General features: G+C 61.0%; 23 protein-coding genes, 1 tRNA gene and 1 riboswitch. Of the genes, 9 read left to right on the top strand and 15 right to left on the bottom strand.

Annotated elements, in window-relative coordinates:
• Positions 1-114 precede the first annotated feature (114 nt).
• Together RWK44_RS34255 and RWK44_RS34250 are read left to right on the top strand one after the other, a co-directional pair.
• Positions 115-191: transfer RNA gene (locus tag RWK44_RS34255), tRNA-Met, on the top strand.
• Between the two features lie 629 nt (positions 192-820).
• Positions 821-1633, top strand: a complete 813-nt coding sequence (locus RWK44_RS34250; protein WP_316030131.1) for a hypothetical protein — start codon at positions 821-823, stop codon at positions 1631-1633.
• An 85-nt stretch (positions 1634-1718) separates the two neighbouring features.
• Here the strand turns inward: RWK44_RS34250 and RWK44_RS34245 are convergent, their stop codons facing one another.
• The 10 genes from RWK44_RS34245 to RWK44_RS34200 form a co-directional block, all read right to left on the bottom strand.
• Positions 1719-4889, bottom strand: a complete 3171-nt coding sequence (locus RWK44_RS34245; protein ID WP_316030130.1) for an efflux RND transporter permease subunit — start codon at positions 4887-4889, stop codon at positions 1719-1721.
• Positions 4890-4930: 41 nt separating this feature from the next.
• Entirely contained in the window at positions 4931-6127 is a 1197-nt protein-coding gene (locus tag RWK44_RS34240; protein WP_316030129.1) for an efflux RND transporter periplasmic adaptor subunit, read from the bottom strand.
• A 226-nt stretch (positions 6128-6353) separates the two neighbouring features.
• Positions 6354-7118 (bottom strand): DUF4239 domain-containing protein, encoded by a 765-nt coding sequence (locus RWK44_RS34235; RefSeq protein ID WP_131644665.1) that lies wholly within the window; start codon positions 7116-7118, stop codon positions 6354-6356.
• A 137-nt stretch (positions 7119-7255) separates the two neighbouring features.
• Positions 7256-8389, bottom strand: a complete 1134-nt coding sequence (locus RWK44_RS34230; protein WP_316030128.1) for a calcium:proton antiporter — start codon at positions 8387-8389, stop codon at positions 7256-7258.
• A gap of 236 nt (positions 8390-8625) precedes the next feature.
• The gene (locus tag RWK44_RS34225) at positions 8626-9333 is read right to left on the bottom strand and encodes an SDR family NAD(P)-dependent oxidoreductase (RefSeq protein WP_222377264.1); all 708 of its coding nucleotides are present in this window, start codon (positions 9331-9333) and stop codon (positions 8626-8628) included.
• A 165-nt stretch (positions 9334-9498) separates the two neighbouring features.
• Positions 9499-9849: a ribbon-helix-helix domain-containing protein gene (locus RWK44_RS34220; RefSeq protein WP_316030127.1), complete on the bottom strand. Its 351-nt coding sequence runs from the start codon at positions 9847-9849 to the stop codon at positions 9499-9501.
• 25 nt (positions 9850-9874) lie between these two features.
• The gene (locus RWK44_RS34215; RefSeq protein ID WP_316030126.1) at positions 9875-10471 is read right to left on the bottom strand and encodes a DJ-1/PfpI family protein; all 597 of its coding nucleotides are present in this window, start codon (positions 10469-10471) and stop codon (positions 9875-9877) included.
• 106 nt (positions 10472-10577) lie between these two features.
• On the bottom strand, positions 10578-10970 hold the full coding sequence (locus RWK44_RS34210) for a DUF779 domain-containing protein (RefSeq protein WP_316030125.1): 393 nt from the start codon (positions 10968-10970) through the stop codon (positions 10578-10580).
• Between the two features lie 214 nt (positions 10971-11184).
• Positions 11185-12693, bottom strand: coding sequence for an aldehyde dehydrogenase (gene adh, locus RWK44_RS34205; protein WP_017968031.1), 1509 nt, complete (start codon positions 12691-12693; stop codon positions 11185-11187).
• Between the two features lie 158 nt (positions 12694-12851).
• Complete coding sequence (locus tag RWK44_RS34200) at positions 12852-13811, bottom strand: helix-turn-helix domain-containing protein (RefSeq protein ID WP_221942285.1); 960 nt, start codon at positions 13809-13811, stop codon at positions 12852-12854.
• 208 nt (positions 13812-14019) lie between these two features.
• Here RWK44_RS34200 and msrB point away from each other — a divergent pair, with 208 nt between their 5' ends.
• Positions 14020-14505 (top strand): peptide-methionine (R)-S-oxide reductase MsrB, encoded by a 486-nt coding sequence (msrB, locus tag RWK44_RS34195; protein WP_316030124.1) that lies wholly within the window; start codon positions 14020-14022, stop codon positions 14503-14505.
• Positions 14506-14555: 50 nt separating this feature from the next.
• On the opposite strand, the gene RWK44_RS34190 is transcribed toward msrB, so the two are convergent.
• Together RWK44_RS34190 and RWK44_RS34185 are read right to left on the bottom strand one after the other, a co-directional pair.
• Positions 14556-15767, bottom strand: a complete 1212-nt coding sequence (locus RWK44_RS34190; protein WP_316030123.1) for a TIGR03862 family flavoprotein — start codon at positions 15765-15767, stop codon at positions 14556-14558.
• A gap of 69 nt (positions 15768-15836) precedes the next feature.
• Positions 15837-16259 carry a MerR family transcriptional regulator gene (locus RWK44_RS34185; RefSeq protein WP_168273294.1) on the bottom strand — a complete coding sequence of 141 codons (423 nt, stop codon included), beginning with the start codon at positions 16257-16259 and terminating at the stop codon, positions 15837-15839.
• A gap of 71 nt (positions 16260-16330) precedes the next feature.
• On the opposite strand from RWK44_RS34185, the gene RWK44_RS34180 reads away from it, so the two are divergent.
• The 6 genes from RWK44_RS34180 to RWK44_RS34155 all read left to right on the top strand — a co-directional run bounded on the left by RWK44_RS34180 (position 16331) and on the right by RWK44_RS34155 (position 24617).
• The gene (locus RWK44_RS34180; protein WP_316030122.1) at positions 16331-18577 is read left to right on the top strand and encodes a heavy metal translocating P-type ATPase; all 2247 of its coding nucleotides are present in this window, start codon (positions 16331-16333) and stop codon (positions 18575-18577) included.
• A gap of 241 nt (positions 18578-18818) precedes the next feature.
• Positions 18819-19044, top strand: a riboswitch (cobalamin riboswitch).
• A 263-nt stretch (positions 19045-19307) separates the two neighbouring features.
• The gene (gene nrdH, locus RWK44_RS34175; protein WP_017968025.1) at positions 19308-19529 is read left to right on the top strand and encodes a glutaredoxin-like protein NrdH; all 222 of its coding nucleotides are present in this window, start codon (positions 19308-19310) and stop codon (positions 19527-19529) included.
• Positions 19530-19543: 14 nt separating this feature from the next.
• Entirely contained in the window at positions 19544-19948 is a 405-nt protein-coding gene (nrdI, locus tag RWK44_RS34170; RefSeq protein WP_077976448.1) for a class Ib ribonucleoside-diphosphate reductase assembly flavoprotein NrdI, read from the top strand.
• Positions 19927-22131 carry a class 1b ribonucleoside-diphosphate reductase subunit alpha gene (nrdE, locus tag RWK44_RS34165; protein ID WP_316030121.1) on the top strand — a complete coding sequence of 735 codons (2205 nt, stop codon included), beginning with the start codon at positions 19927-19929 and terminating at the stop codon, positions 22129-22131. The genes nrdI and nrdE overlap by 22 nt, the downstream gene beginning before the upstream one ends.
• 174 nt (positions 22132-22305) lie before the next feature.
• On the top strand, positions 22306-23280 hold the full coding sequence (gene nrdF / locus RWK44_RS34160; protein ID WP_131666888.1) for a class 1b ribonucleoside-diphosphate reductase subunit beta: 975 nt from the start codon (positions 22306-22308) through the stop codon (positions 23278-23280).
• Between the two features lie 104 nt (positions 23281-23384).
• Positions 23385-24617, top strand: a complete 1233-nt coding sequence (locus RWK44_RS34155; RefSeq protein ID WP_316030120.1) for an adenylate/guanylate cyclase domain-containing protein — start codon at positions 23385-23387, stop codon at positions 24615-24617.
• 12 nt (positions 24618-24629) lie between these two features.
• Here the strand turns inward: RWK44_RS34155 and queE are convergent, their stop codons facing one another.
• Genes queE through queC form a run of 3 tightly spaced genes read right to left on the bottom strand, consistent with a single transcriptional unit; the run spans position 24630 to position 26421 of the window.
• Positions 24630-25358, bottom strand: coding sequence for a 7-carboxy-7-deazaguanine synthase QueE (gene queE, locus RWK44_RS34150; protein ID WP_316030119.1), 729 nt, complete (start codon positions 25356-25358; stop codon positions 24630-24632).
• The gene (gene queD, locus RWK44_RS34145; protein WP_316030118.1) at positions 25355-25711 is read right to left on the bottom strand and encodes a 6-carboxytetrahydropterin synthase QueD; all 357 of its coding nucleotides are present in this window, start codon (positions 25709-25711) and stop codon (positions 25355-25357) included. Before queD ends, queE begins: the two co-directional genes overlap by 4 nt.
• Entirely contained in the window at positions 25711-26421 is a 711-nt protein-coding gene (queC, locus tag RWK44_RS34140; protein ID WP_316030117.1) for a 7-cyano-7-deazaguanine synthase QueC, read from the bottom strand. The genes queD and queC overlap by 1 nt, the downstream gene beginning before the upstream one ends.
• Between the last annotated feature and the right edge of the window lie 498 nt (positions 26422-26919).

Below are 26919 nucleotides of genomic sequence, written 5' to 3'. Positions count from 1 at the left end.
GCATAAGCAGGAAAACACGAGACAAATTGCAAAAGCAATTTGCTCGGGCAGTAAGAGTAAACCGCCAAAGCGGTTTAATCAGACGCGACAAATCCCTTTGGGATTTGCACATGGCGCGGGGTGGAGCAGCCCGGTAGCTCGTCAGGCTCATAACCTGAAGGCCGCAGGTTCAAATCCTGCCCCCGCAACCAAATCCTACCAGATACACTCATGAGCAATATCACTGGCGCGAAGACTTCATCTTCGCTGGCGATGGTAGCTCGTCGTCCTGCGGACCATAACCTGAAGGCCGCAGGTTCAAATCCTGCCCCCGCAACCAAATTCCAACATACACATACTCAAAAACCCGCCCCGTGCGGGCTTTGTCGTATCTGGTAACGGGTCGAGGGGTTAACGCCCCCCGCAAGAAGGCGTAGCCGACCCAGCGGGACAGAAAACTACAAAGCCCCGGACCGTATAACGGCCGGGGCTTTGCTGTTTTTGCCAAATGGTGTGGCCACGCGAGATTTGACGTTGGGAACCGCTGCAGCAAACTCAGCCGCGTTCCGGCAACGCTCGTGTACGCCATGCCCGGTCGGTTCATGGCGTCTTTCCTGGTCGGGGTACTGCGGCAAGCGAAAGTCCTATGGGCCTATGATCAGCTTTCGGGGCACGAGTAGATGGTTGATAAAACAATAATATTCTAATATACGTGGAGCCGGCATTTTAATATTTCCATAACAGCACGCAACGTCCCTCCAAATGGCGGGCGCTGGTTATTCTATTCAGCAAGGCTATGCGATTTCATGAAGTAGATCAGAGATTTATGGGGGGTGAATAGATGCGAAAATTGGCGTCTTCTTTACTGACGGCTCCGCATGCAAGGTGTCGTCTTCCGTTTACAGTCTCGGTATTGCCAGCGCTCTTTGTCGTGGTGCTCTTTGCCGGTGTCGCGTCCGCGCAGGCGCCGACTGAAGAGCAGCGCAATGCGATCAGGGCGGAATGCCGCTCCGATTTCATAGCGCAATGTTCAGGAGTGACGCCGGGAGGTATCGAGGCGCTCACTTGTCTGCAGCAGCATAGCGCCACGCTTTCGGCCGGTTGCCGGAAGGCGGTGTCGGCGATTTCCAAACCTAAGTCGACATCCACGGAACCGGCTCCGGCTGCGCCAGCAACCACCGGGGCGACCAGTCCGGCACCGGCGACGGGCGCACCGGCGCATCAGCCGACGCAGGCGCAGCGCAACGCCGTCAAATCGGCCTGCCAACGCGATTTCATGGCGCAATGCTCCGGCGTCACACCGGGCGGCACCGAGGCGCTCAGCTGCCTGCAGCAGCACAACGCCACTCTGTCGGCGCCGTGTCAGCAAGCCGTTGCGGCCTTGGGAGGATCAGCGGGGGGAGCATCAGCCGGGTCAACCCCAGCCAGCGGCGGTGCCGCGGCGACGGTTGCGACCACACCTGCTCCTCGGGCGATGATGCCGGCCTTCTCGCCACGCGAGGAACTGATGATCCTGCGCGAAACCTGCGGATCGGATTTTCAGGCCCTATGCCGCATGGTGCCGTTGGGCGGAGGGCGGGCTATGGCTTGTCTGCGGGACAATTTGCAACGCGTGTCGCCTGCATGCCACCGGGTCCTGACCTCGGGATTATAGCGTCTGTTCGAAACTTGCGCTGTGAAGAGACCTCAACAGAAACCTGCCTCCGCGCGAAACCGCAGGCGATTGCGCAACAACAGCCTTACTGAACCTTCGGCATCTTCGCCTCCGCGAGGCCTGCGGTCTTTGTGCGTCCCTTCCAATATTCCTCGAGGCGCTGCAACACGACGTAGAAGGAGGGTACGAAGAGCACGGCGAGGCAGGTCGAGGCGATCATGCCGCTGAAGACCGATATGCCGATCGATTTGCGTGCGGATGCGCCGGCGCCGGTCGCCAGTACGAGCGGCAGGACGCCGAGGATAAAGGCGAAGGACGTCATCAGAATTGGCCGGAAACGCAAGCGGGCGGCCTCGACGGCCGCATCCAGTATTTCCATGCCTTCCGCCCGCCTTTCCCTAGCATATTCGACGATGAGGATGGCATTCTTCGATGCAAGCGCGATCAGCAGGATAAGGCCGATCTGCGTATAGAGGTTGTTGGCGACACCGGCTGCCATAAGCGCTGCCACCGTGCCGAGGAGAGCGAGCGGCACGGCGAGAAGGACTGCCAGCGGCAAGATCCAGCTTTCATACTGGCCCGCGAGCACGAAATAGACGAGGAGCATGGCAAGCGCGAAGATGAAATAGATCTGCCCGCCCACGGCTTTCTCCTGATAGGACAGCGCCGTCCATTCGAAGCCTGTGCCCGGCGGCAGTGTCTGATCGGCAATCTGCTCCATGACGTCGAGCGACTGGCCGGAACTGAAGCCGGCGGCAGGCCCGCCAACGATCGTTGCGGACGGGTAGAGATTGTAGAGGCTGATCAGGGAGGGGCCTTGTGTCGTGGTGACATCGACGACCGTGCCGAGCGGCACCATCGTGCCGTCACCGGCTTTGACCTTCAGCTTGCGGATGTCTTCAGCGCTGACCCGGAAGTCGGAAGCGGCTTGCGCATAGACCTGGAAGGTACGGCCAAATTTGTTGAACTGGGTGACATAGCTCGATCCGACATAGCCGGAGAGAGCGGAGAAGACCTGGCCCACCTTAATTCCCACTGTCTCCGCCTTGATCCGATCGACGGAAACGGCAAGTTGCGGCACGTTCGAGCGAAAAGGCGTGCTCAGCCTTTGCAGCGACGATTGGGCACTGCCGTTCTTGACGATTGTGTCGGCAAGCGATTGCAGCAGCGGGTAGTCGGAAATGCCGTTCCTGATCTCGACCTGCATGGTGAAGCCGCTGGCATTGCCGACGCCCTGGATCGGAGGCGGTACCACCACCAGCGTCTTGGCGGCGAGCACGCTTTGCAGCGCGCCGTTCAAATGCTGGTAGATCGACAGCAGATCCTGCCCCTTTTCCTTGCCGCGCTCGTCCCAGTCCTTCAGCACGACATAGGCGACGCCGGCATTCTGCAGGCTGGCATTGTTGTCGAGAACGGAGACGCCGCTGATGGTCAGCACCTGATCGACACCAGGTGTGGCTTCGGCGATCCTGCCGACCTCTTCCATCACCGCGTCGGTGCGCTCCTTCGATGCGCCGTCGGGCAGCTGTGCACTGATCAGCACATAGCCTTGATCCTCGATGGGCAGAAACGCAGTCGGCAGACGGGCGAGCCCCCAGACGGCGACACCGATCAGCGCAAGTGCTGCTATGACCATGATGCCGCTGTGGCGGGTCATCGATCCGATCAGCCCGGCATAGCTGCGTTCACCCCTGTCATAGACCCTGTTGAAGCCGCGATAGAAGATGTTGCGTTTCTCGGGCGGGACCGGCGGGCGTAGCCAAAGGGCGCATTGCGTCGGTTTCAGCGTGACGGCATTGATGGCGCTGATCAGCGCCGTGGCGGCAATGACGAGGGCGAACTGCCGATAGAGCTGCCCGGTCAAGCCGGGTAGGAAGGCGGCCGGAATGAAAACTGCCATCAGCACAAGCGTGATGCCGATGACCGGGCCGAGCAGTTCCTCCATCGCCTTTTCGGCCGCCTTTCGGCCGGACATGCCCGCCTCGATGTGTCGGGCGACACCTTCGACGATGACAATGGCATCATCGACGACGATGCCGATGGCGAGAACGATGGCAAACAGCGTCGACAGGTTGACGGTGAAGCCCAGTGCCGCCATGGCAGCGAAGGCGCCGATGATGGTGACCGGAACTGTGGTCGCCGGCACGAGCATCGCCCGCCAATCCTGCAGGAAAACGAGAATGACGATGAGAACGAGAACGCCCGCCTCGATCAAGGTGACGTAAACTTCGTCGATGGAAGCGTCGACGAATTTCGTCGTGTCGAACGGCACGTGATATTCGAGGCCCGGCGGGAAGCTCTTCGAGAGCTCCTGCATTTTCGTATTCACCGCCTGCGCCACTGCAATGGCATTCGCCTCCGGCAGCTGAAAAATGCCGATACCGGCTGCCGGCCGGCCGTTCTGCATGAAGGACTGACTGTAGGTCTGGGCGCCGAGTTCGACGCGGCCGATATCGCGGATGCGGGTGACGCGGCCGCCCTGTCCGCTCTCGACCTTGACGACGATGTTTTCGTAGTCGGCCGCCTCGTTCAATCGGCCATTGACGTTCAGCGTGTATTGGAAGACCTGCCCCTTCGGCACCGGCGGAATGCCGATCTGGCCGGCGGCAACCTCCTGGCTCTGCTGCTGCACGACGCTGACCACATCCTGCGGCGTCAGGCCGCGTGCCTGCAGCAGGTTCGGATCCATCCAGATGCGCATGGCATATTGGCCGGCACCGAAAACGGTGACGTTGCCGACACCCGGCAGGCGAGCGAGTTCATTCTGCAGATTGATGACGGCGTAGTTCGACAGGAAAAGGCTGTCATAGCGGCTATCGGGCGAGGTCAGGCTGACGAAGCCGAGGATCGCCGTCGACTTCTTTTGCGTCGTCACACCCTGAAGCTGCACCGCTTCGGGAAGCGATGACATCGCAATGGCAACGCGATTTTGCACCAGAACCTGGGCCTGGTCCGGATCCGTTCCGATGGCAAAGGTGACGGTCAGCGAATAAGTGCCGTCGCTGGCGCTCGTCGACTGCATGTAGAGCATGTCCTGCACGCCGTTGACCTGCTGCTCGATCGGCAGCGCGACGGTATCGACGAGGTTCTGTGCGCTGGCGCCCGGGAAGCGCGTCGTCACCTGCACCGTCGGCGGAACGACGTTCGGATATTGCGCCACGGGCAGCTGGAACAGGGCGACCGCACCGATGAGCACGAAAACCAACGCCAGAACATTGGCGAGTATCGGTCGCTCGATGAAGAAACGCGAGATCATGCTGGTGCCCTCAGACGTTCAGATGAAGCATGGCGACGAATTCATTGCGTGGTGGTCTTGGCCTTGGCATCGCCGGCGGCAGCTGCCGGCGGATTCATTTCGATCTTGTCGGGCGTGACCTTGCTGCCGGGGATGGCCTGCTGGATACCCTGCGTCACGATCCAGTCGGCCGGATCGAGGCCGGAATCGATGACACGGAGCGCACCTTCGCGCTGGCCGGTCTTGACTTGCTTCTGCTCGACGACGTCGTCCTTGCCGAGAACGAGCAGGTAGCTGCCCAGCTGGTTCGTTCCGATGGCGTCGTCGCGCACCAGCAGAGCCTTGTCGTTGTGGCCGACCGGCACCCGGACGCGCACGAAGAGGCCGGGCAACATGGCATGGTCCTTGTTGTCGAACAGGGCGCGCACCTGAAGCGTGCCTGTGGAGGCGTCGAGCTGCGGGGAGACGTAGTCGAGATGTCCCTTGTGGGGGTAACCTTCTTCCGTCTGCAGACCGAGCTCCGCCGGAATGGTTGGAAGGTCTGTCTGCTTGAAGGTGTGCCCCCGCTTTGCCAGGTGTTCCTTGATCATCAGCACCTGGGTTTCGCTGACGCTGAAATAGGCATAAAGCGGATCTGTCTGAACGATGCTGGCGAGTTTGGTGGGACCGGATACGCCGACAAGAGCGCCGATATCGACGAGGTGATCGGTGACTGTGCCGTCGAAGGGGGCAAACACCTCCGTATATCCGAGGTTGATCGTCGCGAGATCGAGATTGGCCTGGGCATTGAGGATGGACGCATTCGCCTCGTCGAGCGTCGCCTTGGCGCTGTCGACCGCGGTCTGCGTTGTGACCTGTTGCTTCGATAGATTGAGCTGCCGGTCGTATTCCTGCTGTGCGCCGACCTGAGACGCATGTTGCGAGGCGAGGGATGCCTTCGCCTGATCCAGTTGCGCCTGATAGGTGTTGCGCTCAATTCCGAAGAGCTTGGTGCCCTTCATCACCGTCATGCCGTCCTGGTAGTCGATCGATTGGACGTAGCCTTGGACGCGCGCCTCGATATCAACTGAGTTGAGCGGCGCCGTATTGCCGGTGAGTTCAAAATAGAGCGTCACCGGTTGCTGGATCGGCTGGGCGACCCGAACCGGAGGTGGAGGAGGGGCGACGTAAGTATTGCCGCTTTCCTCACAGCCAGCGAGAATTGCCATGCCGGCGAGCACCACAGACAGGTGCAGACCCTGATACAATCTCACACGCATTGCCGCCGCCCCGATGTTTACGAGCTCTTTCAAAGGCATACAGCGTCATTTGCGCGTCTGAAAAAGACGCGCGGCGCTGTAGTCTTCATGCATGCCTCGGTGGAGACGACCCCTCTCCGAAAAGTTCCGGGCATGCGATATTATGTCGCGGCATTGCTAAAAATTGCAATAGCTGCTGGGGCACAATTAAACTGTGAGCTCATCCTCGATGGATGTCATGACGCGGCTACGGTTTCCCGAGCCGTTCGATGGCAGATTGTAATGGTGCGTCCGAAACGCGGATCAGCCCGAGATATGGGTTCGCCATGTCCGAAACCAGGAAGATGGCGCCGGCGACGGATAGGGCGCAGACGAGCAGAATTGACAGCACCGTCAGATTGGCCGGCGCCTGCAGCCCGAAGGTCGCAAAGAGCAGCGAGAGCCAACAGACGAGAACGGTGACAAAGGCCCATGGCAGACCCTCTTCTCCGGATTCGACCAGCAGCCAGTGGGCCTCGGCCATCATGCCGCTCACCTCAACAGCACGCGCTTGGAGAGAGTGCTGCACGGCACCCCTCGGCAACAGGGATCGAAGGACGGCCTGAACCGCCTCGATATCCTGATATTCCCCCGGCGCATTGCCGAATGTTTCGTCGGTGGTCTCGGCAGTCCAGCCGCGGCTCAGCCGTCTCTCTATGAGTTCACGCAGCAATTGACGCGCTTTGTCGGTTTCCGGCCCGTATTGCGCCATCACGCGGTCAAGCAGGAGTACCCGTGCCGCGGCCGTTCTCATCTCCACTTCGGCATTGTCATAGGACGACTTGGCGGATGCAATCAGAAGGCCGAGCGTCAGAGCCGACAGCGTTCCCACCACCGCGGTCGCCAGCCTGATGACGTCCTTGGATTCTGCATTGAGATGGTGATCCGGCAAACGGCCGCGCACCACCAATCCTATCGATGTTGCCATCGACAGAAAAACAAATACAAGCCCGCCAACCAACAGTGAGCCCAAGTCCGGCCTCCGTATCGCCACGTAAGTCCTGCAGCCACCCTGCAAGCTGTGCAATAGCTCCCGTCATCATAGCGGAAGACGGACCAAGCGCGGAACTCTTAACTTCCAGATCTTGTGCGGCCGTAATCGGACGGATTTCATTGCTGGAAAATGAGCAGCACGTAAGCCAGGAAAAGCACCAGATGGACCGCACCTTGCATGAGATGCGTGCGGCCGCTGGCAAAGGTGATGATGCTGACGGCCAGAGTGAGCAGGAGCATCACCAGATCTCCATGTTCGAGGCCCAGCTTCACCGGGTGCCCGTAAAGACGGCTGATGACAAGCATTGCCGGCACCGTCAGCCCGATCGTTGACAGCACCGAACCAAGGAAGATGTTGACGGAACGCTGAAGATTGTTGGCGATGGACGCACGCACGGCGCTGATTGCCTCGGGCGTCGCGACAAGGATAGCCATGACAACACCGCCAAATGCGGTTGGGGCATGCAGGGTTTCGATAATGTAATCGATCGGCCGGGCAAGCTGTTCGACGAGAAAGACGACGGGAGCCATATAGGCGAAAAGCAGAATGGCATGGGGCCAGACCGGCCCGCGGGGAGGAGCATGTTCACCATGATGCTCGTGACGATTGCTGTCGTCGGTGAAATAGCCCCGATGGCGGCCGGCCTGAAGAAACAGAAACGTAGCGTAAAGACCGACCGATATTATACCGAGTATCAGTTGTCTCGGTGCGGATGGATGCTGTCCGTCCGGGCCTGCAAGAAATGTCGGCATCACCAGGCTCAGGGTCGCCAGCGGCACGATGACCCCGAGATAGGCGTTGGCGCCCTGCAGGTTATGCTGCTGTTCCGGTCGCCGCCATGCGCCCAGCAGCAAGGACAGGCCGACCATGCCGTTCAGGATGATCATGACGACTGCGAACAGCGTGTCGCGCGCGAGCGTGGGATTGTTCTCGCCGTGAAGCATGACGGCTGATATTGCCATCACCTCGATCGAGGTGATGGCAAGCGTCAGAATAAGCGTGCCGTAGGGCTCCTTCAGCCGCTCAGCCAAATGATCCGCGTGGCGCACGACCGACAGTGCGGAGCCGAGGACGACGGCAAACAGCCAGACGAAAACGACAGTGAACCATAGCGGATCGGCAAGCCGACCGAAGAGCTGCTGCTGGAAGGCAAGAAACGCTAAGCTCGTCACGATGCTGACGCCCAGGAACCATTCCTCGCGCACCAGGCTGGTTGCGCCGACGGCGCGCAATGCCGGACCCTCCGTCATCGAAACCATCCGCCTTCTGGCAAGTGCCGCCGCAATGCGATCATCAACACCATGGTGTCCGTCCGCTGTTCTTTTGCCTGTCCCATGAGCAGGCACAGACGACGCTGCCTCAAGGCGAACCGAAGCTCAAGTCAGATCGTAAATCACTGATTAAAACTTGTAGGGCTCTGTCGTTCATCACCCACGGATCTCGACAAGGGAGCAGTCGCCGACGGTCGATCACGCCGCGCCTTGGGTTATTCGCGGCCGGTCGCCGGGATTGCCGCGCCGGTGACGACGGCTGCGGCCGGCGAAATCAGGAAGGCGATGAGGCGGGCGATCGATTGCGGCGATACCCAGCCGTCCGTCTTCGCATCAGGCATGGCCGCGCGGTTCTCAGGCGTGTCGATTGTCCCGGGCAGGATGCAGTTGGCGGTGATGCGGTCGTCGCGGCATTCGGCAGCGATCGCCTCGGTCAGCCGGATGACGGCGGCTTTCGAGGCGGCGTAAGCGGCCTGCTTGGCGCCGGCCTTCAGGCCGGGCGCGGCGGCGACATGAACGATGCGGCCGTAGCCTGCCGCCTTCATGGTCGGGAGAACCGCGGCGCTGATTGTCAGCGCAGTGCGGGCGTTTGCGGTCATCATCGTCTCCCACTGCGCGGGCGCCTCCGGCCCGACCGGTCCCATCTGGAAACCGCCGACGGTATTGACCAATGCGCTGACGCCGCCAAAGCGCTTGCCGGCCCGGGCGACAGCGGCGGCGCAGGAGGCATAATCAGTGAGATCCGTTCCCGCGATCGACAGAAACTCCGTGGAGGCAGGAAGATCGGCGGCCAAGGCTTCCAGCTCATGGCTCGAACGGTTCATGCAGACGAGTTTCGCGCCGGCGTTGGCAAGCTCGCGGACAACGGCGCTGCCGAGGTTGCCGCCGGCTCCCGTGACGATCACGGCTTTCTGGTCTTTCATGGCAATCGATCTCCTGGCGGTGCCCGCGCTCGACGGTGCGGCGCATTGTTGATCCAGGCTGCGCGGTAGTGCAAGCCCGCCGCCCAACACAGGTCAGATGTTTGCGAAACGGCCCGCGGAGCTATCTGCGGGCCGTTCGTCTTTGATCGTCTGTCGGACGTGATTTCAGTGATATTTCGCGCGTTCGCGGTCGAGGATGACAGGCGCGTCGAGGCCTGAGATCATACGGGTGACATCGGCCGGGATGTCGCCGGTGAGCTGCAGGTCGAGATAACGGGCGCAGCAGACCCGCAGGAAGGACGTGAAGTTGCCGAGATCGTGGCCGGCATCGATCGATTCATGATGCAGCCGGGTGATCAGCTGGACGACATTCATGCCGTCGCGCCGGGCGATCTCCTCGAGCTTCGCCCAAAAGAAATTCTCCAGTCTGACGCTGGTGACCATGCCGTCGATGCGCAGCGATCGGGTAGCGCTTTCCCAGAGCCGAGCATCCGCCTTGATAAACAGTTCACACATATCGTCCTCCCCCGTGCCGCCCTTCTCAGGCGGCGTTGGTTTCGAGCAGGGCCGCGGCATCGAGCACGGCCATGAACTGGCGCAGCCAGGACGGATGCGCCGGCCAGGCGGGCGCCGTGACCAGATTGCCGTCCGAGACTGCATCGTTGATTGATATGTCGGCATAGATGCCGCCGGCAAGTTCGACTTCCGGCCGACAGGCGGGATAGGCCGAGCAGGTTCGGCCCTTCAACACACCGGCAGCGGCAAGCAGTTGCGCGCCGTGGCAGATGGCGGCAACGGGTTTTCCGGCGTCGAAGAAGTGCCGCACGGCTTTGATGACGTCGGCGTTGAGGCGCAGGTATTCGGGCGCACGGCCGCCGGGGATGACGAGGGCATCGTAATCTTCGGCGCGCACGCTGTCGAAAGTGGCGTTCAGCGCGAAATTATGGCCACGTTTTTCGGAATAGGTCTGGTCGCCATCGAAATCGTGGATGGCGGTGGCGACGGTGTCGCCGGCCTTCTTGCCGGGGCAGACGGCATCGACCATGTAGCCGCAGGCGAGCAGTGTCTGGAACGGCACCATCGTTTCGTAATCTTCGGTGAAATCACCCGTGATCATCAGGATCTTTGAGGCTGGCATCGTTTCCTCCCTTTGAAACCAACTGGCGGAGAGTAGCAAAGAGCAGCGGAGAGCAGGTACTATGGGAATACTACAGGCGAAATTCGCACGCGATAAGGCGACGGCATCAGATCGCCCTGACCTTCACATCAGGCACCGTGCAAGCCTCGCCGCCGCCGAAGAGGCGGGAGCGGGTCAGGAAGCGTTTCTCGCGGCCATTGTCGAGCGAGAACATGCCGCCGCGTCCCGGCACGACGTCGATGATCAGCTGCGTATGCTTCCACGCCTCGAACTGGCTAGCGCTAATATAGACCGGCACGCCGCCGATCTCGCCGAGCTTGACGTCGCTGTCGCCGACCATGAATTCGTTAGCCGGATAACACATGGGCGAGGAGCCGTCGCAGCAGCCGCCGGACTGGTGGAAGAGGATATCGGGATGATCCCGCTTGATTTCTGCGATCAGATCGAGAGCTGCGTCGGTTGCGAGAACACGCGCTTCGCCGTTGACGGTGGTTTCCATCACTCTTCTCCAAAGTTTCGAGAGGAGAATTCCCCTCCCCAACCCCTCCCCACAAGGGGGAGGGGCTAAGCTGTGGCGCCGTCTCGCAAGACAACAAGCCGGCTGCATATGCTGCGCTCAACTGTGAATACGGCGAGCGCCGCACGTTAAGCCCTCCCCCTTGTGGGGACGGGTTGGGGAGGGGATTGAGACCCTCCCGCCATGCGAAAGCTTCTCAGAAGAAGCCGAGTGCCTTCGGGCTGTAGCTCACCAGCATGTTCTTGGTCTGCTGGTAGTGGTCGAGCATCATCTTGTGGGTTTCACGGCCGATGCCCGACTGCTTGTAGCCGCCGAAGGCGGCATGGGCCGGGTAGGCGTGGTAGCAGTTGGTCCACACGCGGCCGGCCTGAATCTCGCGGCCGAAACGGTAGCAGCGATTGGCGTCGCGGCTCCAGACACCGGCGCCGAGACCATAGAGCGTGTCGTTGGCGATTTCGAGCGCTTCCTTCTCGTTCTTGAAGGTCGTGACCGAAACCACCGGTCCGAAGATTTCTTCCTGGAACACACGCATCTTGTTGTGACCCTTGAAGATCGTCGGCTTGACGTAATAGCCGTTCGCCAACTCGCCGCCGAGATCGTTGCGCGAGCCGCCGGTCAGCACTTCCGCGCCTTCCTGCTTGCCGATATCGAGGTAGGCGAGGATCTTTTCCAGCTGCTCCGTCGAGGCCTGGGCGCCGATCATCGTCGCGGTGTCGAGCGGGTTGCCCTGCTTGATCGCTTCGACGCGTTTGACGGCCTTTTCCATGAAGCGGTCGTAGATCGATTCCTGGACTAGGGCGCGGCTCGGGCAGGTGCAGACTTCGCCCTGGTTGAGGGCAAACATCGCAAAACCTTCGAGCGCCTTATCGAGGAAGTCGTCGTCTTCGGCCATCACATCGGCGAAGAAGATGTTCGGCGATTTGCCGCCGAGCTCCAGCGTCACCGGAATAAGGTTCTGGCTGGCATATTGCATGATCAACCGGCCTGTCGTCGTCTCGCCGGTGAAGGCGATCTTGGCGACGCGCTGGCTGGTCGCCAGCGGCTTGCCGGCTTCGAGGCCGAAACCGTTGACGATGTTGAGCACGCCGGGTGGCAGGAGATCGCCGACGAGTTCGGCCCAGAGCAGGATCGAGGCCGGTGTCTGCTCGGCGGGCTTCAGCACCACGCAGTTCCCGGCGGCAAGCGCAGGTGCCAGCTTCCAGGTGGCCATCAGGATCGGGAAGTTCCACGGAATGATCTGGCCGACGACGCCGAGCGGCTCATGGAAGTGATAGGCCACGGTATCGTGGTCGATCTCGCCGATCGAACCTTCCTGGGCACGAATGCAGGAGGCGAAGTAGCGGAAGTGGTCGATCGCCAGCGGAATGTCGGCCGCCATGGTTTCGCGGATCGGCTTGCCGTTGTCCCAGGTCTCGGCCTGGGCGAGCAATTCCAGCTTGTCTTCCATGCGCTGGGCGATCTTCATGAGGATATTGGAGCGCTCGGCAGCGGAGGTGCGGCCCCATTTTTCCTTCGCCGCATGGGCGGCGTCGAGCGCGAGATTGATGTCCTTTTCATTGGAGCGAGGAATGTCGCAGAGTTTGCCGCCGGTGACGGGCGTCAGGTTTTCGAAGTATTTTCCCTCGACCGGCTCGCGCCATTCGCCGCCGATATAGTTGCCGTATTTCAGCTTGAACGGCGACTCGACGATTTTCTGATGAAGCATGTCATCCTCCCTTGATGATCCAGGTTCCCAAGCGAAACCAGTGGGAGGAAAATGTGCATATTTTGGCGGAGGGAATAGGGTGGGTCTTCCATACCGCAGTGCACAGTGTCGCAGACCTGCGACAGCATCGCTTCACGATTGCGGGCGGCGAACCTTGATCAGTGGAGGTCGAGCTTTTTCATCTTCCTGTGCAGCGTGGCGCGGCTGATGCCGAGGGCGATCGCCGCCTGCGAGACATTGCCGCTTGCACGCGACAGCGCCCGAAGCAGGGCCGCTTTTTCCGCCTCGACGATCTCGTCCTGCTGGGAGACGCCGGCCTCGTGCAGGGCATCGGCGGCAGGAATGCCGGCGGCGATGCGTTTATCGTCCAGCTGCAACGCGATGCGGGCGGCGCGCGTTGCGCCGAGCACGAGATCGTGCCTGTCGACGGCAAGCAGGGCGGCGGCGGAATTGGCGCCGGCCGGAACCATCAGGAAACGGGCGCCTGTAAAGGCGGAGCGGAACAGGTTGAGCTCGATGCGCATCGCTGCATCGCGCACGGTCTGCGTCAGGATCGCCAGCGTCATTTCGTTGACGTCTTCGCGGCAGGTGGAGATGTCCAGCGCCGCGGCCAGCCGGCCACGGTGATCGCGGATCGGCGCCGTCGTGCAGCTGAGGCTGGTGTTCGAGCAGAAAAAATGCTGATCGCGGAAAATGGCGACGGCACGCTCGTCGGCAAGTGCGGTGCCGATGCCGTTGGTGCCGATGCTGGCCTCGGTCCAGACCGAGCCGGTCCACAGGCCGAGCTCGCGGAATTCCTTGTCGTCTCCGGCAGCGCCCCGGCGCTCCAGCGCGATGCCGTTCTTGTCGGTCAGAAGCAGGCAGCAGCCGGCCCGGCCAACGGTGGTAAAGAGACGATCGAGCTCTTCCGTCGCGCTGGCGATCAGCTGTTCGGACTGCTCGCGCGCACGGCGGAATTCCTGGTCGGTGAGGCGCAGTGGAGCCCGCTGGTCCTCGGGGGCGAGCTGGTGCATGGTCATGCACCGCCGCCATGAGGCAACCACAGGAGAACTGGCCGCCGCAGAATCGCGCTGGGCAGACGTGTAGACGTGCTCGGCGTGTGCTGAGTGTTCGTGCATCGGCTCCTCCCACCGAACTTCAGCACATTCTGATGGAAAAGCGGCTGGTTTGCAATCGGCTGGCACTGGCGGTTGTCAGCATGCGGGGCTTCCTGACGAAAGTGGCGGAAATCACATTTCGGTGTTTTGGCGGCCATGGCGTAACAAAAGACCCTCGCGCTCGTAGTTCTGTACGGAAGCAAGGTTTGCCAGACGAGGAGATCCGACCATGCTGAATAGACGATTGTTGCTGATGGGCGCCGCTTTTGGGGCGTTTGCGGTTCACCTGGGCCTGGCCGGCAAGGCGATCGCCACCGAGACGTTTGCGGTGACCCACACCGAGGAGGAATGGCGCAAGCTACTGACGCCGGATCAATATGTCGTCCTGCGCCAGGCGGGGACGGAACATCCCTTCACCAGTGCCTTGCTGCATGAGGAGCGAAAGGGCAATTTCGCCTGCGCCGGCTGCGACCAGGACCTCTTTTCCTCGACCACCAAATTCGACAGCGGCACCGGCTGGCCGAGCTTCTGGGCGGCGCTCGAAAAAGCCGTCGGCACCACGAGCGACACGACTCTCGGCATGGTGCGTAACGCCGTGCACTGCAGCCGCTGCGGTGGGCATCTCGGCCATGTCTTCGATGACGGCCCGAAGCCAACCGGGCTTCGCTACTGCATGAATGGTCTCGCCATGACATTCCGTCCGGTCTCTGCCTGATTGAGGGATGATCTTGTTGTTTTGCCTCAGGGCTGGCGGCCGCCAGCGCTCTAGCGCTGCAACCAGGCTTCGATGCCGCGTGCTGCCGCCCGGCCGGTCGCCAGGCAGGCGGTGAGGAGATAGCCGCCGGTCGGCGCTTCCCAGTCAAGCATCTCACCGGCGACGAAGGTGCCGGGCAGCGCCTTCAACATGTAGCTATCGTCGATGCCGCTCCAGCGGATGCCGCCGGCCGAGGAGATCGCCTCGCCGATCGGCCGGGTTTCGATCACCGGCACCGGCAGAGCCTTGATCATGCCGGCGAGACGCTCCGGATCGGTTCGGTCGCGCTCGGGAGCGAGTTCGCGCAGCAGCGCCGCCTTGACGCCGTCGAGGCCGGCGCCCTTGCGCAGGCGGTTTGAAAAGCTCGATTTGGCGTCCTGCCGGGCAAGGTCGCGGCTCAGCCTCTCGATGGTGCGGCCGGGTGCGAGGTCGAGCGTCAGGGCAGCGCTTCCGTGGTTCAGCAGCCGGTCGCGGAGGCTAGCGGTGTGCGCATAGATCAGGCTGCCCTCGATGCCGCTTCCGGTGATGACGAATTCGCCGGGAAATGTGCCGGCCTCGGATGTTGCGGTGACTGATTTCACCGGCTCGCCGGCGAAACGCTCGCTGAAGTTCCCGCTCCATCCGACGACGAAGCCGCAATTGGCGGGTTGAAAAGTGTCAATTTCCACACCACCCCTTCCGGCCAGCCAAGGCACCCAGGCGGCGTCGGAGCCGAGGCGCGGCCAGCTGGCACCGCCGAGCGCCAACAGGGCTGCGTCGCAATGGACGATGCTGCGCCCTTCGGGTGTTTCGAAAGCATAACCATCTTCGGCAAAACCGGTCCAGCGGTGGCGGGTGCGCAGCGCAGTGCCCTGCGCCTCCAGCCGCTTGAGCCAGGCGCGCAACAAAGGTGAGGCCTTCATCACCTTGGGGAACACCCGGCCGGACGAGCCGACGAAAGTCTCGGTCCCGAGCCCTGCTGCCCAATCCCTGATATCATCAGGGGTAAAGGCATCAAGAGCGGGGCGTAGACGGGCGGAAGCCGCGCCGAAGCGTGTGGTGAAACGGGTGTAATCCTCGGAATGGGTGATGTTGAGACCCGACTTGCCGGCAAGCAAGAACTTGCGGGCGAAGGTCGGCATGGCGTCGTAGACCGTTACCGCGTGACCGGAACGGGACAGCAGTTCGGCAGCCGCGAGACCCGCCGGGCCGCCGCCGATGATCGCAATCCGCTTCTGGTTCATTGATGTCTTCGCCCGATTCTGTCTGCATTCAGTTTTGGCGCGGGCGCGGACCGCCTGCAAGGGCAGCGGTCAGTGGTGCGGATGTGTGCACTGGCCGTGGTCGGCGAGCACCTCGATGACGCGGCATTGGTCGACGCGGCCGTGGCCGCAGCCTTCCACCATGGTTTCCAGCTCGGCCTTCAGCGCCATCAGGCTGCGGATGCGCTGCTCGACCTCGATGAGGCGGGCCTTGGCGATGGCGTCGGCCGAGGCGCAGGACTGGTGCGGATCATCCTGCAGAGTGAGCAACGTGCGGATCGCCTCGATCTCGAAACCGAGCTCGCGGGCATGGCGGATGAAGGCGAGACGGCTGATATCGGCAGGCTCGAAGGAGCGCTGGTTGCTCTCGCTGCGGCTCGGGGCCGCGAGCAGGCCGATGCTTTCATAATAACGCACCGTCGGCACCTTGACGCCGCTTTGGCGAGCAGCTTCACCAATGGTGATCTTTTTCATGATTTTCCTCTTGCACCTCTAGTCGCTAGAGGATGTAGGAGAGATGCTTCTGTTTGACAAGGAAGCGGATGATGGCTGAGAGCGAGACACGATACCGGGTTGGCGGCATGGATTGCGCGGCCTGCGCAACCAAGATCGATACGGCGGTCAGACGCGTGACGGGTGTCGCCGATGTTTCCGTCTCGGTGATGGCGGGCACGATGACCGTCCGGCACGATGGCAGCAGCGATCTCAAGGTGATCGAGAAGAAGGTGACGGGGCTCGGTTATTCCGTCGCGCCGCTTGCCGGAACCGCCGCGCCAGCGCATGAACGCGGCTCGCAGCATCGTCACGACCATGGACATGATCACGGCTATCACGCGGACCATGACCACGATCATGCAGGCCATAGCCATGTTCACGATCATGGCGAGAAGGAAATCGAAGGGTTGCACGGGCACGACCATGCGCTGATGGCCGGTCCCTGGTGGCAGAGCAGGAAGGGCCGGCTGACCATCCTTTCGGGTGCGGCACTGGTTGCCGCCTATGCCGTCGGCCATCTCGTGCCGGCGATTGCGTCCTATGCCTTCATCGTCGCCATGCTGATCGGGCTGGTGCCGATCGCGCGGCGCGCCATCATGGCCGCCTTCTCGGGTACACCGTTCTCGATCGAGATGCTGATGACGATCGCCGCGGTCGGCGCCGTTATCATCAATGCCGGCGAAGAGGCGGCAACCGTTGTATTCCTGTTCCTCGTCGGCGAGCTGCTGGAAGGGGTGGCGGCGGGCAAGGCGCGCGAAAGCATCCAGTCGCTGACGGGTCTGGTGCCGAAGAATGCGCTGCTCGAAGACAATGGGCAGACGCGGGAAGTGCCGGCAGAAAGCCTTGCCGTTGGCGCCATCATCATGGTTCGCCCTGGCGACCGTATCTCTGCGGACGGCATCATCATCTCAGGCGAGAGTGCGATCGACGAGGCGCCGGTGACGGGCGAGAGCACGCCGGTGCGCAAGGGCGTCGATGCGGTCGTTTTTGCCGGCACGGTCAATGGCGATGCGGTGCTGAGGGTTCGCGTCACGGCGGCCGCGGCCGACAACACCATCGCCCGCGTCGTCAAGCTGGTGGAGGAGGCACAGGAATCGAAGGCGCCGACCGAACGCTTCATCGATCGGTTTTCGCGCTATTACACGCCCGGCGTGGTCGTGGTCGCAGCGCTCGTCGCGGTCGTTCCGCCGATGCTGTTCGCCGGGCCGTGGGGCGAATGGGTCTATAAGGGCCTTGCAATCCTTTTGATCGGCTGCCCCTGCGCGCTCGTCATCTCGACGCCGGCGGCGATCGCCGCCTCGCTTTCGGCAGGTGCGCGGCGCGGGCTGTTGATGAAGGGCGGCGCGGTGCTGGAAACGCTCGGCAAGGTGACGATGGTCGCCTTCGACAAAACAGGCACGCTGACTGAAGGCAAGCCTCAGGTGACTGACATCATTTCCTTTGGCCCGACCGAGGCGCAGGTGCTGTCGCGCGCGGCGGTGTTGGAGCAGGGTTCCAGCCATCCGTTGGCGCTGGCGATCCGCAATCGCGCCAAGGTGGACGGCGTTCCCGTGCCGCCGGCCTTCGAGCTGGAAGCGCTGCCGGGTAAGGGTGTCAGCGGCAAGGTCGGTGGCGAGACGTTGGATCTGCTATCGCCGCCTGCCGCCCGCGAGCGCGGGACGCTCAGCGCGGAACAGGATGCATGCATCATGGCGCTGAACGACGAGGGCAAGAGCGTGTCGGTGCTGCTCGTCAACGGTGTTGCGGCCGGCCTGATCGCCATGCGCGACGAGCCGCGCGAGGATGCCGAGGCCGGGCTCGCTGCCCTCAAATCAGCCGGCGTCAAGGCGATGATGTTGACGGGCGACAACAAGCGCACGGCAGCAGCCGTTGCCGGCATGCTCGGCATCGACTGGCGCGGCGAGATGATGCCTGAGGACAAGCAGCGGGTCGTCGGCGAATTGAAGCGCCAGGGCTTCGTCGTCGCCAAGGTCGGCGACGGCATCAACGATGCTCCGGCACTGGCCGCGGCCGATATCGGCATCGCCATGGGCGGCGGCGCGGATGTGGCGCTGGAGACGGCGGATGCCGCCGTGCTGCACGGGCGCGTCGGCGACGTGGCGCAGATGATCGAACTTTCCAAACGCACGATGCGCAACATCCTGCAGAATATCACCATCGCACTCGGGCTGAAGGCGGTGTTTCTGGTGACGACGATCATAGGGATCACCGGGCTCTGGCCGGCGATCCTCGCCGATACCGGCGCCACCGTGCTGGTGACGATCAATGCGCTGCGGCTGCTTCGGATAAAGATATAACATTCCTGACTTCCTCCCTCCGGCGTTCGTCACCGGGGGGATATCCTATCGACGATTCGGGCCCGATCTTGAATCGAAAATCGCGGGACCGGCCATAGGTCGGCTCTCTTCGTCGGGGCTTTCTCCACAGCCCGCTTTCCTTAAGCTTTCGTTAGCCATGTTTTTCACAGGAACGTAGCGATTTCAAACCTGTCGTAACGCAATGCACAAACCATCCGTTGACGCGAATTTGGATTGGCGTACTATATCTAGTGTTCGAGGTTCCATCGATTCGTAGGGATCGATGGCTAAGACGGGAATTCGGTGCGTTTCGCCATCATGGCGCGGCAATGCCGGAGCTGCCCCCGCAACTGTAAGCGGCGAGCAACTGTCCGATTTCAGGTCACTGGAGCATGATGCTCCGGGAAGGCTGGGACAGGGTGCTTTGACCCGTGAGCCAGGAGACCTGCCTCGAACGAAACGTCCACGGGCGGGGTGTCCGGAAGGTCGCGTTGCATGGCTGCGGGGAATCTCCGCATCGCGTTTCGCAGGCCGAGCCTCCGCATAAGCCACTTCGGGGTGAAGTCATGTCAGTATCTCAGTTCAGGCCGCCACCCGTGCTAGGTAGAGGGCGGAGTATGCCCAGCGGCTAAACAGCCGCATCGCTCAAATCATCAGAGAATTTTTCGACGGCTATCGACAGATTTCCGATCGATGTCCTGCGCCCAATCACGTCGTCACGAGGAATATCATGACCATTACCGTCTACAGCAAGCCTGCCTGCGTCCAGTGCACTGCCACCTACCGCGCTCTGGACCGCCTGGGTGTCGATTATGACATCGTCGATATCTCTGAGGATGCCGAAGCGCTCGATCGCGTCCGCAGCCTCGGCTACATGCAGGCGCCTGTGGTCATCGCCGGGGAGCAGCATTGGGCGGGCTTCCGCCCCGACATGATCAGTGCGCTCTCCTGACCTGAGGACAAGCAATGGGCCTGATCGTCTATTATTCCAGCCGATCCGAGAACACCCATCGGTTCGTCGCCAAGCTCGGACTGCGCGCGGCGCGCATTCCGCCAATTGGCGCAGACGCGTTCCAAATTCGCGAACCCTTCGTGCTTGTTGTGCCGACCTATAGCGGCGACGGCGGCAAGGGTGCCGTTCCCAAGCAGGTGATCCGTTTCCTCAACGATGCGGAAAACCGAGGACACATCCGCGGCGTGATCGCTGCGGGCAACAGCAATTTCGGCGAGACCTATGGGCTCGCCGGCGACGTGGTCTCGCAGAAATGCCAGGTGCCTTACCTCTACAGGTTCGAGCTCATGGGCACCGAAGACGATGTCGCCAAGGTCAAACACGGAATGGAACGATTTTGGACACGGGAACAAATCTGACGCGGGATGCGGGCGCAAAACCGCATCACACATTGGCTCATCCCGCCGGCGAACGCCCTTTGAAAGTGGCGGAAGCGCTCGACTACCACGCGCTGAATGCGATGCTGAACCTCTATGACGACGAGGGGCGGATCCAGCTCGACAAGGATCGAATGGCTGCCAAGCAATATTTCCTGCAGCATGTGAACCAGAACACGGTGTTCTTTCACAATCTCCGCGAAAAGCTCGATTACCTCGTGACCGAGGGCTATTACGAGCAGGAGGTTCTCGACCAGTATTCCTTCAATTTCGTGCGGGATCTGTTCGACCAGGCCTATGCCAAGAAGTTCCGTTTCCCGACCTTCCTCGGCGCCTTCAAATACTACACCAGCTATACGCTGAAGACCTTCGACGGAAAGCGCTATCTCGAGCGCTATGAGGACCGCATCTGCATGGTGGCGCTGGCGCTTGCGCGCGGCGACGAGGCCCTTGCCCGCGACATGGTCGACGAGATCATTTCCGGCCGCTTCCAGCCGGCGACGCCGACCTTCCTCAATGCCGGCAAGAAGCAGCGCGGCGAACTGGTTTCCTGCTTCCTGCTACGCGTCGAGGACAATATGGAATCGATCGGCCGGTCGATCAATTCGGCGCTGCAATTGTCGAAGCGAGGCGGCGGCGTGGCGCTGTCGCTGACGAACATCCGCGAGGCGGGCGCGCCGATCAAGCATATCGAGAACCAGTCCTCTGGTATCATCCCAGTAATGAAATTGCTCGAAGACAGCTTCTCCTATGCCAACCAGCTCGGTGCGCGCCAGGGCGCGGGCGCCGTCTATCTCAATGCTCATCACCCCGACATCATGCGCTTCCTCGACACCAAGCGCGAAAATGCCGACGAGAAGATCCGCATCAAGACGCTGTCGCTCGGTGTCGTTGTGCCCGACATCACCTTCGAACTCGCGAGGAATAACGAGGACATGTACCTGTTCTCGCCCTGTGACGTGGAGCGTGTTTATGGCGTGCCCTTCACCGAGATCTCGGTGACGGAGAAGTACCGCGAAATGGCTGATGATGCCCGCATCTCCAAGAAGAAGATCAAGGCACGCGAATTCTTCCAGGTGCTTGCCGAAATCCAATTCGAGAGCGGCTACCCCTACATCATGTTCGAGGACACGGTGAACCGGGCGAACCCGATCGCCGGGCGCATCTCGATGAGCAATCTCTGCTCGGAAATCCTGCAGGTGAGCGAGGCCAGCGAATATCATGACGACCTTTCCTACAAACATCTCGGCAAGGATATTTCCTGTAATCTCGGCTCGCTGAACATTGCGGCAGCGATGGATTCGGCCGATTTCGGCAAGACGATCGAGACCTCGATCCGGGCGCTGACGGCCGTTTCCGACATGAGCCACATCTCCTCGGTGCCTTCGATCGAGAAGGGCAATGACGAGAGCCATGCGATCGGCCTCGGTCAGATGAACCTGCACGGTTATCTCGCCCGCGAACGCATCTTCTACGGCTCCGAGGAAGGCGTCGACTTCACCAATATCTATTTCTATACGGTGACCTATCACGCGATCCGTGCCTCGAACCTTTTGGCGGTCGAGCGGCGCCAGAGCTTCAAGGGCTTCGAGGATTCGAAATATGCCTCCGGCGAATATTTCGACAAATATACAGACCGGCTCTGGGAGCCGGCGACGGAGACCGTGAAGGCGCTGTTCGAGACGTCAGGCATCCATATTCCGACGCAGGAAGACTGGGCCGCGTTGAAGAAGGCGGTGATGGCCTCCGGTCTCTATAACCAGAACCTGCAGGCGGTGCCGCCGACAGGCTCGATCTCCTATATCAACCACTCGACCTCCTCGATCCATCCGATCGTCTCGAAGATCGAGATCCGCAAGGAAGGCAAGATCGGCCGCGTCTATTATCCGGCGCCGTTCATGACCAACGACAATCTCGACTATTATCAAGATGCCTACGAGATCGGGCCGGAGAAGATCATCGACACCTATGCGGCGGCGACCCAGCATGTCGACCAAGGCCTGTCGCTGACCTTGTTCTTCCGCGACACGGCAACGACGCGCGACATCAACAAGGCGCAGATCCATGCCTGGAAGAAGGGCATCAAGACGATCTACTACATCCGCCTTCGCCAGATGGCGCTGTCCGGCACCGAGGTGCAGGGCTGCGTGTCTTGTACGCTGTGAGTTGATTTCGGCCGCGAGCCTTTGAGCAATTGGCCCCTCATCCGCCTGCCGGCACCTTCTCCCCGATGGGGAGAAGACATCTGCGGCAAGCGCGACATCCCCTCTCCCCTCGGGGAGAGGGTAGGGTGAGGGGGCTCCGAGCGCCATCAAATCTATTGGAAGGACATAATCACCATGAACATCGCCGTAAAGCCGGTCACCCATGTGCGCGCCGTCAACTGGAACCGCATCGAGGACGAGAAGGATCTCGAAGTTTGGAACCGGCTCACCGGCAATTTCTGGCTGCCGGAAAAGGTGCCGCTTTCCAACGACATTCCCTCCTGGGCAACGCTGACGGCGGCCGAGCAGCAGCTGACCATCCGTGTCTTCACCGGATTGACGCTGCTCGACACGATCCAGAACGGCGTCGGTTCCATCCGGCTGATGGAGGATGCGGCGACGCCGCATGAGGAGGCGGTGCTTTCCAACGTCTCCTTCATGGAGGCGGTGCATGCACGCTCCTATTCCTCGATTTTCTCGACGCTGTGCTCGACGCCCGATGTCGACGATGCCTATCGCTGGTCGGAGGAGAACGAATTCTTGCAGCGGAAATCGGCGGTGATCATGGAGCAGTATCGCTCCGGCGATCCGTTGAAGAAGAAGGTTGCGAGCGTCTTCCTCGAAAGCTTCCTGTTCTATTCCGGCTTCTACCTGCCGATGTACTGGTCGAGCCGCGCCAAGCTGACCAATACGGCCGACATGATCCGACTGATCATCCGCGATGAGGCGGTGCACGGCTATTATATCGGCTACAAGTTCCAGCGCGGGCTGGAACGGCTCGGCGACGAGCGGAAGCAGGAGATCAAGGATTTCGCCTTCGAGCTGCTGCTCGAACTCTACGACAACGAGGCGAAATATACCGAAGCGCTCTATGACGGCGTCGGGTTGACCGAGGACGTCAAGAAATTCCTGCATTACAACGCCAATAAGGCGCTGATGAACCTCGGCTATGAGGCGCTGTTCCCGGGTGAGGCGTGCAAGGTCAATCCGGCGATCCTGTCGGCGCTTTCGCCGAATGCCGACGAGAACCACGACTTCTTCTCCGGCTCCGGTTCCTCCTATGTCATCGGCAAGGCGGTGGCGACCGAGGACGATGACTGGGATTTCTGAGGCTTGATCGCCGTCTGCCTCTTATCATTTGCTCTCGGATCGCCCACATTCAGCGGAAACTAAATTTGGTCCTCGCCGATGATGTGGCGTAGCGGGAGTTTTTGATGTCGTCTTTTTTGAACAAGGCCGGGACTGCCGTCGAAGCGGGCGAAGGCGTCTGGCCGATCCGCAGAAGACGGATTCTCGACTGGCTGGTGAACGAGACGCGCGGCGAGCGGTTCATCGACAATATCCTGGTGGACATGTGCGAGAAGCTGCTGGCGGCAGGGGTGCCGGTGGCGCGGGCGACATTGCATTTCAGGACGAACCATCCGCAATGGGTCGGAGCCCGCATTCTCTGGAAAGAAGGCCTGGCGGAGGCGAAGATCGACACATTTGCCTATGGTATCGAAAACACGCCGGAGTTTCTGAACAGTCCCGTCAACGCCATCCATCAGGGTTCGGAGGAGGTGCGCAAACAGCTGGAAGACACAACCGATGGCGACGAGGGTTCATTCTATCAGGAATTGCGCGGTGACGGCCTTATGGAGTATATCGCCTGGCCCCTCGAGCATACTTTCGGCAAGCGGCATGTCGTGACATTTTCGACCAACCGGCCGGGCGGTTTTACCAGCGAGCATGTCGATTTCCTGCGCGACCTGCTGCCGGCATTAACTCTCGTCAGCGAAATCCGGCTGAAGAACATCATGGCGCGCACGCTGCTGCAGACCTATGTGGGACCGCATGCGAGCGAACAGATCCTGTCGGGCGTCACGACGCGCGGCAGCGGCGCGACCGTCGGCGCGGCGATCATGATCTGCGACCTGCGCGACTTTACCGCAATCTCCGATCTCTGGCCGCGCGACGATGTCATCCATCTGCTCAACGACTATTTCGATGCCATGTCCGACCCGATCGAACGGCATGGCGGAGAGATCCTGAAGTTCATGGGCGACGGATTGCTGGCGATCTTCCCACTAGCCAAGGAAACCGCCTGCCTCGATCTGCTGCAGGCGATCCGCGAAGGGCAGACATCGATGACTGAGCTGAATGAGCAGCACGTGCGCATGGGGCGCGAACCGCTGCGGTATGGCGTCGGAGTGCATGTCGGCGACGTGATGTACGGCAATATCGGCTCGCGCCGGCGGCTGGATTTCACTGTCATCGGCCCGGCGGTCAATGTCGCCTCGCGGCTGGAAAGCCTGACCAAGGAGGTCAAACGTCCGGTGCTCCTGTCACGAGCCTTCGTCGAAATGGCGGGCTGCGCGCAAGACATGGACAGCCTCGGCACCTTCCCGCTGCGCGGGCTTGGAGAGCCCGTCGATGTTTTCGCCTTTCCGGAGCGTGTTGCTGCATAACTTCAGGCGGACTCATACCCCTCGTTTGTTTCCCCAGAGTAGCACGTGCAATTGCGGCAGTACGCGAACTTCAAACCATTGGTCGGCCGTCACCCTTTCGACAAGCCAGTGCATCCGATCCATCACACCGTCGATATCGATCCGCGCATCGTCGTCTTCGAGCGGCGGCGGCGTATGATTGCCCGGCTGAAGGAACAACGGAATTTGGGGATAGCGCTGACCCGCCCGTTGGGCGAATTCGTAGTCGGCATCGTCGAAGACGACGATCTTCAATGCGACCTCTGGTCCGCCGGCGGCCAGTTGAAGGCAGTTATCGACCTGATCCCAATCCGTCAGCATTCCGCTTGATGGCGGCTTAGGGCTGATGACCAGGGTGTCGAGATCGCGAAACCAGCCCTGGGCTATGCTTCCCTGTGTCTCCAGTGCAAAGCGATATCCTTGCGAATGGCCGAGTTCGATCAGTGGCCTTAAGGGCTGGATCGCCGGATTGCCTCCGGAAAGGGAAACCGTCAGTGGCTTGCCTCCGGAGAGTTTCATAACCTCCTGCCAGATGGTCTCGACCGACATGGGAATCCACTGATCCCGGAACACACTATCGACCGCGTGAAGGCTGTCGCACCAGGAGCACCGATAGTCACAGCCACCTGTCCTGACGAATACCGTCGGCAGCCCGATCAAGGCGCCTTCACCCTGTATGGTCGGGCCAAAGATCTCGCTGACGCGAATGGTTCCGCCACTCACGGCCTGTACTCCGCCCAGGTTTTCGGCGTCTCGCTGACGCGAACGGACGATGTCTCCGGGAAGCGCTGCTTGCACCAGTCGTAGAAGTGCCTTGCCAGGAATTCGGAGGTGACTTTCGAATGACCGAAGACGTCGTTCAGGTGACGATGATCGAAAGTTTCGTCGATATAGCGCTTGAGCGGCGAGAGGTCGTGATAGTCACGAACGAAGCCGTCGTCATTCAGGCTTTCCGCAACCAACTCGACGACGACGATGTAGTTGTGACCGTGAAGCCGAGCGCATTGATGGTCGGCCGGCAGGTGATCCAATTGATGGGAGGCGGAGAGATGAAACTCCTTGGTGATGCGGTACATCAACGCACCTCCATGGCCGAGTATCGCGACACGGCCGCTTTCCAGAAATCCTGGTCTTCGTACTCCGTGGGATCGCGGACACCGGCAAGATGGAAAGCTTCACGGCGTTCCACACAGGTTCCACAGCGCCCACAGTGGAGCTCGCCGCCTTTGTAGCAGGACCAGGTCTCCGAAAACGGCGTGCCGTGTTTTTCGCCGTCAACCACGATCGCTGCTTTGGAAACATCGACATAGGGTGCAAGCAGTTTCACGCTGGCATAACCTTCCAGCGCTTCGTTCTGCATGCGCTGGAAAGCATCGATGAAGCCCGGTCGGCAGTCCGGGTAGATGAAGTGGTCGCCGCCATGCACGGCGACGGCAACGGCATCTGCTTTTTGCGCGGCAGCCAAGCCGAACGCGATTGCCAGCATGATGGCGTTGCGGTTGGGCACCACGGTGGCCTTCATGGTCTCCTCGGCGTAGTGGCCATCCGGAACCTCGACATTGTCGGTCAGGGCCGATCCGCTGAGATGACCGCCGATGCCGGCGATGTCGATGATATGATGGGGAACGGAGAGCCGAGCGGCACAGCTGGCGGCGAATTCGAGTTCCTTGCGATGCCGTTGGCCGTAGTCGAAGGAGACGAGACCGATAAGCTGTTTTTCCGCTGCTACCTTGTGGGCAAGCGTAACGGAGTCCAGTCCGCCGGAGCAGACGACGATGGTTTTCATATTTTGGATCCCTTGTTTTGACCGGGTGGGCTGCGACCGGATTACGCGGTGCTTCTAGGACAAATCACGCGCCATGCAAACAGTTTTAAAATCTCGGCCATCACAGCCGGGCGGCTACCCGACCGGAAAGTTGATCTGCGGTGACAGCAGGAGCTGCAGATCCTCGGCCTCCGGATTGTTGCCGTGGTTCCGTTAGCAATCCAAAAATTCATATGAAATTCAAGCAGATGTCCTAGTAGTCATATTTTTCTCGGGAGTCGAGAAAGGACTTGACGACAGAAGGCTTATAACGCTTTAAATTGTTAACCGCGCGGAGGAGCGCGGCCGCGTGTTGCCCACTGCAAGGTGGGAAACATCGGGCGGCGGGGAGGGTCCTGCCGCCGATTTTCAATGGGAGGAAATTCATGCGCAAGTTTTTGAGCTCGGCAGCTGTTGCTGTCGTGATGATGGCTGGCCTCAGTGCTGCCCACGCCGCCGACGTCAAGGAAGTGCAGATGC

The organism is Rhizobium sp. 25PS6 (assembly GCF_032464655.1).
GTDB lineage: Bacteria > Pseudomonadota > Alphaproteobacteria > Rhizobiales > Rhizobiaceae > Rhizobium > Rhizobium laguerreae.
This window is presented reverse-complemented; position numbering and strand designations above follow the sequence as displayed.